Source organism: Kumtagia ephedrae (genome assembly GCF_003012745.1).
GTDB lineage: Bacteria > Pseudomonadota > Alphaproteobacteria > Rhizobiales > Rhizobiaceae > Kumtagia > Kumtagia ephedrae.
The window spans coordinates 1-255 of the sequence record NZ_PXYK01000101.1 but is presented as its reverse complement, the minus strand read 5'-3'; the positions used below and the strand labels follow the sequence as shown (position 1 = coordinate 255).

1 protein-coding gene is annotated in these 255 nt (G+C 71.4%); it reads left to right on the top strand.

The features are described 5' to 3' along the window. On the top strand, positions 1–255 hold a 255-nt coding region (locus C7I84_RS29455; RefSeq protein WP_133170195.1), incomplete at both ends, for an integrase core domain-containing protein.

The following is a 255-nucleotide window of genomic DNA, read 5'->3' as shown; positions in this document are numbered from 1 at the left end:
AGACGTTCGGCCTGCCGGACCGCTTGCGCCTGGACAACGGCTCGCCCTGGGGTTCGACCGGCGCGGGCGGCCTGACGGGGCTGTCGGTGAAGTGGCTGAAGCTCGGCATCGCCCTGGAGTTCATCACACCGGCCAGTCCGCAGGAGAACGGCCGCCACGAACGCATGCACGGCACGCTGAAGGCCGACACGCTGAACCCGCCGGCTGCCACGCCGGCCGAGCAGCAGCGGCGCTTCGACGCCTTCCGCCAGAGCT